The organism is Algoriphagus sp. (genome assembly GCF_024305035.1).
Classification (GTDB): Bacteria; Bacteroidota; Bacteroidia; order Cytophagales; family Cyclobacteriaceae; genus Algoriphagus.
The window spans coordinates 1-8,377 of sequence record NZ_JAMWZB010000060.1 but is presented as its reverse complement, the minus strand read 5'-3'; the positions used below and the strand labels follow the sequence as shown (position 1 = coordinate 8,377).

At 41.0% G+C, this 8,377-nt stretch carries 9 protein-coding genes; 7 read left to right on the top strand and 2 right to left on the bottom strand.

Translation table 11 applies throughout. The features are described 5' to 3' along the window. The first annotated feature begins 202 nt into the window (after positions 1-202). The 5 genes from Q0L00_RS19410 to hisIE all read left to right on the top strand — a co-directional run bounded on the left by Q0L00_RS19410 (position 203) and on the right by hisIE (position 4,088). The gene (locus tag Q0L00_RS19410; protein WP_297338552.1) at positions 203-985 is read left to right on the top strand and encodes a phenylalanine 4-monooxygenase; all 783 of its coding nucleotides are present in this window, start codon (positions 203-205) and stop codon (positions 983-985) included. 84 nt (positions 986-1,069) lie between these two features. Further along, positions 1,070-1,666: an imidazole glycerol phosphate synthase subunit HisH gene (gene hisH, locus Q0L00_RS19405; RefSeq protein WP_297338553.1), complete on the top strand. Its 597-nt coding sequence runs from the start codon at positions 1,070-1,072 to the stop codon at positions 1,664-1,666. Positions 1,667-1,803: 137 nt separating this feature from the next. Beyond that, the gene (hisA, locus tag Q0L00_RS19400) at positions 1,804-2,520 is read left to right on the top strand and encodes a 1-(5-phosphoribosyl)-5-[(5-phosphoribosylamino)methylideneamino]imidazole-4-carboxamide isomerase (RefSeq protein ID WP_297338551.1); all 717 of its coding nucleotides are present in this window, start codon (positions 1,804-1,806) and stop codon (positions 2,518-2,520) included. Positions 2,521-2,672: 152 nt separating this feature from the next. Then, on the top strand, positions 2,673-3,428 hold the full coding sequence (gene hisF / locus Q0L00_RS19395) for an imidazole glycerol phosphate synthase subunit HisF (RefSeq protein ID WP_297338550.1): 756 nt from the start codon (positions 2,673-2,675) through the stop codon (positions 3,426-3,428). Between the two features lie 63 nt (positions 3,429-3,491). Next, on the top strand, positions 3,492-4,088 hold the full coding sequence (hisIE, locus tag Q0L00_RS19390; RefSeq protein ID WP_297338549.1) for a bifunctional phosphoribosyl-AMP cyclohydrolase/phosphoribosyl-ATP diphosphatase HisIE: 597 nt from the start codon (positions 3,492-3,494) through the stop codon (positions 4,086-4,088). Between the two features lie 48 nt (positions 4,089-4,136). Here hisIE and Q0L00_RS19385 read toward each other — a convergent pair whose 3' ends face one another. After that, positions 4,137-5,456, bottom strand: a complete 1,320-nt coding sequence (locus Q0L00_RS19385; protein ID WP_297338548.1) for a S41 family peptidase — start codon at positions 5,454-5,456, stop codon at positions 4,137-4,139. A 48-nt stretch (positions 5,457-5,504) separates the two neighbouring features. After that, entirely contained in the window at positions 5,505-5,897 is a 393-nt protein-coding gene (locus tag Q0L00_RS19380; protein WP_092788343.1) for a Dabb family protein, read from the bottom strand. A 582-nt stretch (positions 5,898-6,479) separates the two neighbouring features. Between Q0L00_RS19380 and Q0L00_RS19375 the strand changes: the two genes are divergently transcribed. Then, positions 6,480-7,652, top strand: a complete 1,173-nt coding sequence (locus tag Q0L00_RS19375; protein WP_297338547.1) for a DUF4221 family protein — start codon at positions 6,480-6,482, stop codon at positions 7,650-7,652. Next, on the top strand, positions 7,612-8,377 hold a 766-nt coding region (locus tag Q0L00_RS19370; RefSeq protein WP_297338546.1), incomplete at its 3' end, for a hypothetical protein. The genes Q0L00_RS19375 and Q0L00_RS19370, both read left to right, overlap by 41 nt.

Sequence of the window (8,377 nt, the reverse complement as noted above, 5' to 3'; positions counted from 1 at the left end):
CGGTGGTGTGGGAGGTCGAAACGGGAACTAATCCCGTTTCTCCTACCCGATTTTTAAAGTCATCTCAACAGGCTAGGCTGCTTTTCCGAAAGCAGTTCCTGCTTCAGGAGAAGCAGGATAAGGGTGAGTGATCGGAGCTGGATAGCTTGGAAAACTTAATAAAAAGGAAAGAGTTAGAAAATATATAAACCCAACAAGAAATATGACTGATAAACCAAGAGATTGGGTCTTTAGTGACCCGAGATTGCAAGACCTCAGGCAGGAATATGAAGCCTATACCCCAGAAGATTTTAAGGTATGGAAGATTCTCTATGAGCGACAAATGCCCAACTTACCCAAAGCAGCTTCGCAGGCTTACTTGGATGGAGTGGAAATCGTCAAGTTTTCAGCTGATCGTATTGCCAATTTTGAGGAGTTGAATAAAATTTTAAAGGAAACCACAGGATGGGCGGTTCAGGTAGTACCCGGTTTGATCGATGATGATTTGTTTTTTGGTTTACTAAACAACCGCAGGTTTCCTTCCTCCACTTGGCTGCGCAAAATGGAGCAGTTGGACTATCTCGAGGAGCCGGATATGTTTCACGATGCCTTTGCCCACATGCCCCTGTTGACCAATCAACCCTACGTGGACTTTCTGGAAAAGCTTTCCGGAATTGCGCTAAAGCACATCGATAATCCTTGGGCGATTCAGTTGCTAAGCCGAATTTATTGGTTTACGATCGAGTTTGGTTTGATTCGTGAAAATGGGGAGTTACGAATCTATGGAGCAGGTATTTTGAGTTCCAAAGGGGAAACAAAATTCTCCCTTTCTGATGAACCAGCACACTATCCTTACGATGTGCGCCGAATTATGAATCAGGAGTATTGGAAAGATAAATTTCAAGATAAATACTTCGTGATCGAAAGTTATGAGCAACTTTACAATTCTCTTCCTGAAATCGAAGAGGTTTTGGAAGAAATGTTAACAAAAGAAACAAGAAGCTAGAAATAAGAAGCAAGAAATTTTGTTCGATGTCAGATGACCGATGTGGCATCCGACATCGGACACCGTGCATCGGACTTTATAAAAATGAAAGTAGCTGTTATCAAATACAACGCAGGAAATGTGCAGTCGGTCCTTTATGCCTTGGAGCGATTGGGAGCAGAGGCTGAACTGACCGATGATCCGGATGAAATCCGCTCCGCCGATAAAATCATCTTTCCCGGACAGGGGGAGGCGAGTTCGGCCATGACTTACCTCAAGGCCCGCCAACTCGATCAAGTAATCCGGGAAATCAAGCAACCCTTTCTGGGGGTTTGCTTGGGCTTACAATTGCTTTGCGAGCATTCTGAAGAAAATAATACGGATTGCTTGGGGATCTTTCCGGTGAAAGTGAAAAAGTTTATTCCTGAAAACTCCCAAGAATTTAAGGTTCCGCATATCGGTTGGAATGAGCTGGAAAATCTCGCTGATAATGTGCTGTTCCGGGATTTACCAGAATCCAAATTTCTATACTATGTGCACAGCTATTATGCCGAATTGAGCGAGGTGACGATAGCGACCACGCATTATATCCATGACTTTACCGCGATTCTTCATCGAGACAATTACTGGGCGATTCAGGCTCACCCGGAGAAGAGCAGTACAGTAGGCGAGAAGTTGCTAAGTAATTTCTTAAGTATTTGAAATGCCCCCTTCGACACCGCTCAGCCTGACAATGATTACGGTCAGTCGAGCGGAGTCGAGACCATAAAAAAACACATATCTGTAACCTTTAAATCAATCAGTCTTGATTCTTGAATCTTGGCTCTTGTATCTTAAATATGTTCATCATCCCAGCCATCGACCTCATCGGAGGCAAGTGTGTTCGCCTCAGTCAGGGCGACTACAGCAGCAAAAAAGAATACCATGACGATCCACTCGAAATGGCCAAGCGATTTGAAGATGCAGGAATTTCGCGTCTGCACTTAGTGGACTTGGACGGTGCCAAAGCCAAAAAAATCGTAAATGGTGAAGTCTTAGAAAGAATTTGTGCAGGGACAAGTTTGCAGGTCGATTTTGGCGGAGGAATTCAGGCGGATGAGGAGATCGAAAAAGCCTTTTCCATGGGAGCAAAGCAGGTCACGGGAGGAAGTATTGCAGTAAAAAACCCGGTCCTTTTCGACGAGTGGATTACCAAATTTGGTTCCGAGAAAATCATTCTGGGCGCCGACGCAAAAAAACGAAAAATCGCTGTTGGAGGCTGGGAAGAAACTACTTCGGTGGATTTAATTCCCTTTATCAAAAGTTATTTCGAAAAAGGAATTCGCTATGTCATTTGTACCGATGTAGCAAAAGACGGTCTGCTTCAGGGTCCTTCGGTGGATTTGTATCAGGAGATTTTGCAGGAAATCCCGGATTTGAAGTTGATTGCAAGTGGTGGTGTTTCTTCGGTAAAAGATTTGGAGGATTTGGAGAAAATAGGGGTGTATGGAGCAATAGTGGGAAAAGCCTATTATGAGGGAAGGGTGAGTTTGGATGAGTTGGCAAGCTTTGGGTGATGTACGAACAGGAAAATAACCTTAACCCTTATTTTAAATTTAGATTTTTGAATATTAGGCTTGAAGTTTAAAGTCAGAGCGTAAATCAAAAATTTCCAGATTATCGAATATTGAATGCCGAATAATGAATACTGAAGTTTTGAATATAATATATGCTAACTAAGCGAATTATTCCCTGCCTTGATATTAAGGATGGCCGCACGGTCAAAGGAGTCAATTTTGTCCAACTCCGCGATGCCGGTGACCCAGTGGAGTTGGCTAAAATTTACTCGGATGAAGGAGCGGATGAACTTGTGTTTTTGGATATCACCGCAACGGTGGATAAGCGAAAAACGCTGGCCGAACTGGTAACCAAAGTGGCTAAGGCGATCAATATTCCTTTTACCGTAGGTGGGGGGATTTCCACGGTGGAGGATGTAAAAGTCCTTTTAGCAGCGGGTGCGGATAAAATTTCTATTAATTCGGCTGCAGTAAAGAATCCCGTAGTAATTGATCAGATGGCTCGGGAATTTGGTTCCCAGTGTATTGTTGTGGCGATTGATACCCGAAATGTGGATGGAATTGATTTTGTCCATACGCATGGAGGAAGAAAACCCACTTTGCTCAAAACCCAAGCTTGGGCACAGGAAGTCGCCAATCGGGGAGCGGGAGAGATTTTATTAACTTCCATGGATCATGATGGTACTAAATCGGGCTTTGCCAATGAACTGACCGCGGAGATTTCCTCAGCCTTGTCTATTCCTGTAATTGCTTCGGGTGGGGCAGGGAGTATGCCTCATTTCAAGGATGTGTTTACCTTTGGGAAAGCAGATGCTGCTTTGGCAGCCAGTATTTTCCACTTTAAAGAAATCCCGGTGCCGAATTTGAAGGAGTATTTGAATGGGGAGGGGATTAGTATTAGAAAGTAACCTTTTGAAAAGAGATAGACCTGTAAGGTTTTGAAAATCTAGCAGGTCTTAAAATGATAACACATGAACATCGACTTTGAAAAAATGAACGACCTTGTCCCTGCCATCGTCCAGGATGCGATCAGTGGGAAAGTGTTGATGCAGGGCTATATGAATGAAGAGGCTTTGGCCAAAACTCAGGAAACGGGTAAGGTAACTTTTTTCTCCCGAAGCAAAAATCGGCTGTGGACCAAAGGGGAAACTTCCGGGAATTTTATGGATTATGTTTCTATGGCTGTTGATTGTGACCGAGATTCTATTTTGATAAAAGCCAAACCAAGAGGGCCTGTTTGCCATACCGGTGCTGATACCTGCTTTTTTGAAGTGAATGCATCCAAGACGAGCTTTATTGATCAGCTTAGAGCCATCATCAAGGACCGAAAAAACAATCCCAACGATCAATCCTACACGGCTTCACTTTTTGCTAAGGGCATCAATAAAGTGGCCCAAAAAGTTGGAGAGGAAGCCGTGGAGATCGTAATTGAAGCCAAGGATGATAACAAGGAACTATTTCTAGGGGAAGCTGCGGATTTACTTTTTCATTACCTGGTGCTTCTTGAGGCCAAAGGCTATGAATTGGATGACGTGATGGAGGTGCTGATTCAGCGGCATCAGAAATAGAGTTTTTAAAATAACCATCCCGATTCTTTCGAATCGGGATGGTTTGATTTAGTAAACAGGAAACTCCTGCTGTAAACCTTTAAAAGCATCGATCATTTCCCATTTGGGTTGGAAAAAGGTACTTCTCATTCTGCCGCTAATGGTTCCATTTTGGATAAACTGTAGGGCTGCAGCCAATCTGAAATCCTGTGGATCTCCCCAGGCAAACTGTGGACTGTCACCCACTTCAAAATCAGCTGGAAATCCCTCAAAATACTCTGCTTCTCCCTCAGCATTGGCCGTGGCAAAAGTGATCGGTACGAGCTCGACATCATTGTCAGCGAGTGTTCGATTATACCGGGAAAGCGGAAAAGAACCCACCGGTTTTCCGAAGGTGTTGTCTCCGATCAGCACCAAATCCATGTAGGGATTGAGCGAATTGATCACAAGCTCAGACGCGGAAGCGGAACCTCTACTCGTAATGAAAATCAATCGATTCAGATTGAGTGAACCGAGCTTTGAGAAGTTTTCGGAGTCATTAAAACTGGTTTTATCTTCGTTTAATTTATTGGTGTACATCAGACGCCCCGAATTGGCCGGCTGAATCAGGTAGTTGAGGATTTGCTCTGCTACTGCCACTGATCCTCCGCCGTTGTAGCGCAAATCAATAATCAATTCATCGATTCCTTCTTGGGTAAAAAAGTCCATCGAAGCCTCTACCTCCACTGATCGGGTCGGACTTAAACCTGCTGTGGCCTTGAAGCTTTGGTATACCCAATAGCCTACTGTCTTGTCTCCGATCTCAATCACCTCTTGGTGGAGCACAGAATTAGACTGATATTCAGCTTTGATATTCGTTCTGGTGGTCGTACTTCCATCAGGAAGTTTAAAGGTAAAGGTATTGCTGATTCCTGGATCCGGAGCGCCAAGTTGAAAATCATATCCTCCCGAACCGGTTTGATATTCAGTGATGGGTTTGTCGTTAATCTCGATGATTTCCCAGCCACGTTGCCAGCCATCCTTTCCCGCAGGGGATTCTTCAAAGACAAAAGTCAGAAAAAGTCTTTCCTCTGAATTGAAGGCAAACCCAAACCCATGACCGGCATTTCGTCCCACAAAGGCATTTTGAAATGCATCCTGCGTGGTGAGGTAAGAGAACCGGTCAAGAGGCTTGAACAGGATATCCTCCAATAGCTCTTCATTGGTGGAATAATTCGCTGTAGTGATTTGATTAGGGAGTTCCTGATTCCAGAAATACCATTCTTGCATAGTAGAAAAAATTGCCTCCTTCACTGGATCTGACTGGGGATTAGGGGTGGGATCATCTGTCGTCTGACAGGACCAGCATCCCAAAACCAGCAATCCGATTACCCATCTTAATTTTTTCATAACTTAGGTTTAATGGTATTTACGGAAATTACCAGAAAGTGGATGATATCAGATAGCGATATCGTAGACTTTCACGGTCTTCCACATGGAGGAATACTTTTCGATAAAGGCCAAGTGCTGCGGATCCACCTGGTATTCAGCTTGATCTTCCAGGCTATCGAAAAATAGGGTACAGGATACTTGCCATGAATGATCAACCACTTCCCGTTTTTCGGTGTCTGCAGGAGTACCGGCAATGAATTTCCCTACCGTTTTGCATTTTCCAAGCATGGGAACGGCAGCGGTAAGAAATTCCTGAGTGTCATTTTCATCGTGTAGCCAAAAGTACACCTGGTGGATCATTTTTTGTTTTTTCATCTTTTGTGCAATAGAGGTAATAGGTAAGAAAGCAGCTGCGGAAGCAGCCGAAATAGTTTTGAGGAAATTTCTTCTACGATTCATAAGTCTAAAGTAGGTGGAATAAGACGAAATATAAAAAAATTAAGGATACCATTTTTCTTTAACCTCCAAGGCTTATGAATTTGTTCGCTAATCAATTAAATTGGTATTAGTTTTTAATCCTAAGAATTTATCGAAATATTTGACTTTAGTAACTTAAAATTGGGTTTAGGTACGGAAAATTAAAAATAAACCATTTTTTTCTTTGAAAATCAATAATATATATATATATATATGTAGCGTAAACTTATTCTTAATTCAAAATTTCTACGTTATGAAAACTTACTTTAAGCGATTGTCTGGTTTAGTTGGGGTGTCATTTGTAGTATTGGTTTCTTTCCAGTTTCAAGCAATGGCCTCTTGTGATTTAGATCCCTCTTGTCCTACATTTCAGGAGGATTCAGGAGCAACTGTTACAGTTTGTGATAATGGTGACGGAACCTCTACTTTTACTGTTTGCTCATCGGAGGGTTCCCTTCCGGGGACATGTCAGGGGCCAGCTGATAGCTGTCAGGGGTCATATGTAGTTTAATTTCTACCAATGGGCTGTTTTTTTCAGCCCTTTTTTGATTTAATTTAAGATTAATGAGAAAGTTTAAATTCTTGCCTTTATTGGTATTACTAATTATTTCAAGCTGTGATTTTGAAAATAAATCGAATCAGGGTTCCACTTTTTCATCTAATTTAAGACAAACCTTTACCCAGCCATTTGAGATAGATTCCTTATCTTCTTTTGAGCTTTTTTTCTTTGATATAGGTAATGTTGATGGGGAGGAATACTTGTGGAATGTAAATGTCAATAATCATTCGGTGGATGCCTATCACTTAGACTCAGGAAAAGTAATCCATCGCTTTGCAATTCCTCAGGATGGGCCTTATGCCATAAACAACATTCAGGGGATTTACTTTCACAACCCGGATTCCATTTTTCTTTTTCCAAGAATGATGCTTTCCAATTTGGCTTTAACCGATGCCGATGGAAACTTCTTTGACAGTTTTCGGGTAAAAATTGACGTAGAGGATCAAACGGATATGATGATCAACCATGCCTCAGTTCCGGCAGCACCAACTCTTTTAATAGAAGATAATTTGTACTTCACGCATATTTCATTAGGTAGTGCTATGACTAATTTTAATTTTTTTGATCAAATTTCTCCTGAATTTAGGGTTAATCTCCAAACAGATAGCCTTTTTTGGGATACAGGATTGACTTTTCCTAAAAGTTATCTGGAAAATTATTGGCCAAACTCTTTTATCCTTCATTCTAAGGTTGAAAATAAAAACAATGAGTTAGTTTATTCCTGGAACGCAATCGACTCTCTTTTTGTCATGGACCTGGAAACAGGTGGGATGGAAAAAAAGCTGGCTAAGAGTCAATGGATCAAACCTTTTGATTTTACAAGTGAACCTATAACCAAAGAAAACGACAGGAAAATTCCTGTGACCTATGGCCATTATTTTCGTTTGATTTTTGATCCCTATCGAGAGTTATACTATAGATTTGTTTGGATTCCAAGGGACCCAATACCTCAGGAGCTATTTTCGGCCAATTCCATTTATAAAAATAAATTTAGCATTATGGTATTGGATGAGGATTTAGAACTCTTGGAAGAGAAGGTTCTGGAGCCGGAGATCTATCAGCCTTATTTAGCTTTTGTTGGCAAAAAGGGTCTTTATTTGCCAAGAACGAATGTTTTTAACCCTGAAATATCAGAAAATGAAATCAAGATGGACGTCTTTGTTTTTAAGCGGGATTAGTGTTTGGATTTATTCATGTGACCTAGGCCAAAAGCAAGTTAACTATCCTAACTATTCATTTGAACCTATTTTAGATACTTTGGATGTGTCTCAATTATGGGATTCTGCCAAACATGAATTTAGGCATAGGCCCGTTCGGGTTTTTCGTACAAAGCAATTTTTGGTTTTTTCGAATGGATCAGTTGGCGATTTTTTTGTGGGTGATTCAGTGGGGAAATTTATCAGTAATTATGAGACTGTCTCCAAAATTAAAAATGGTTTTTCTACCGTAAGATCTCACCTAGTTTCAAATCCAATTCTTTCCGAGCATTGGCTGAATTACTTGAGAGCTCCTGATTCATTAATTCAAATTAATCTTGTCTCAGGAGAATATAAAAAGAAAAGTTTAGGTTTATCATCAGGATTTTCATTTGACAGCTTTTTATTAAAATCTTCCAATCAACTGATTTTCAGCGAAAAGAGATCTATAACCAAAGGGGAGCGGATTGAAAAGATTGTTTCTTTGAATTTAAATTCAAATCAATATCAGACCTTGATTGAAAATAAAGGTAAATCCAAATTGGAATTTGAGACTAGTTCGGGTGATGGAATCTATATCACTTTGAAGAATGAACCAAAAATCTTTAAAATAGACTTAAAAGATGGGAAATTAGACACCATATCAATTCCCTGTTACCAGAAAGCAACAATGCATAACTTTAAGAAAATAGAGGTACACCAAAAAA

Excerpts from the sequence above, each read along its gene's own strand:
- Q0L00_RS19410 (WP_297338552.1), top strand. The coding sequence starts at position 203 with ATGACTGATAAACCAAGAGATTGGGTCTTTAGTGACCCGAGATTGCAA.
- hisH (WP_297338553.1), top strand. The coding sequence starts at position 1,070 with ATGAAAGTAGCTGTTATCAAATACAACGCAGGAAATGTGCAGTCGGTC.
- hisA (WP_297338551.1), top strand. The coding sequence starts at position 1,804 with ATGTTCATCATCCCAGCCATCGACCTCATCGGAGGCAAGTGTGTTCGC.
- hisF (WP_297338550.1), top strand. The coding sequence starts at position 2,673 with ATGCTAACTAAGCGAATTATTCCCTGCCTTGATATTAAGGATGGCCGC.
- hisIE (WP_297338549.1), top strand. The coding sequence starts at position 3,492 with ATGAACATCGACTTTGAAAAAATGAACGACCTTGTCCCTGCCATCGTC.
- Q0L00_RS19385 (WP_297338548.1), bottom strand. The coding sequence starts at position 5,456 with ATGAAAAAATTAAGATGGGTAATCGGATTGCTGGTTTTGGGATGCTGG.
- Q0L00_RS19380 (WP_092788343.1), bottom strand. The coding sequence starts at position 5,897 with ATGAATCGTAGAAGAAATTTCCTCAAAACTATTTCGGCTGCTTCCGCA.
- Q0L00_RS19375 (WP_297338547.1), top strand. The coding sequence starts at position 6,480 with ATGAGAAAGTTTAAATTCTTGCCTTTATTGGTATTACTAATTATTTCA.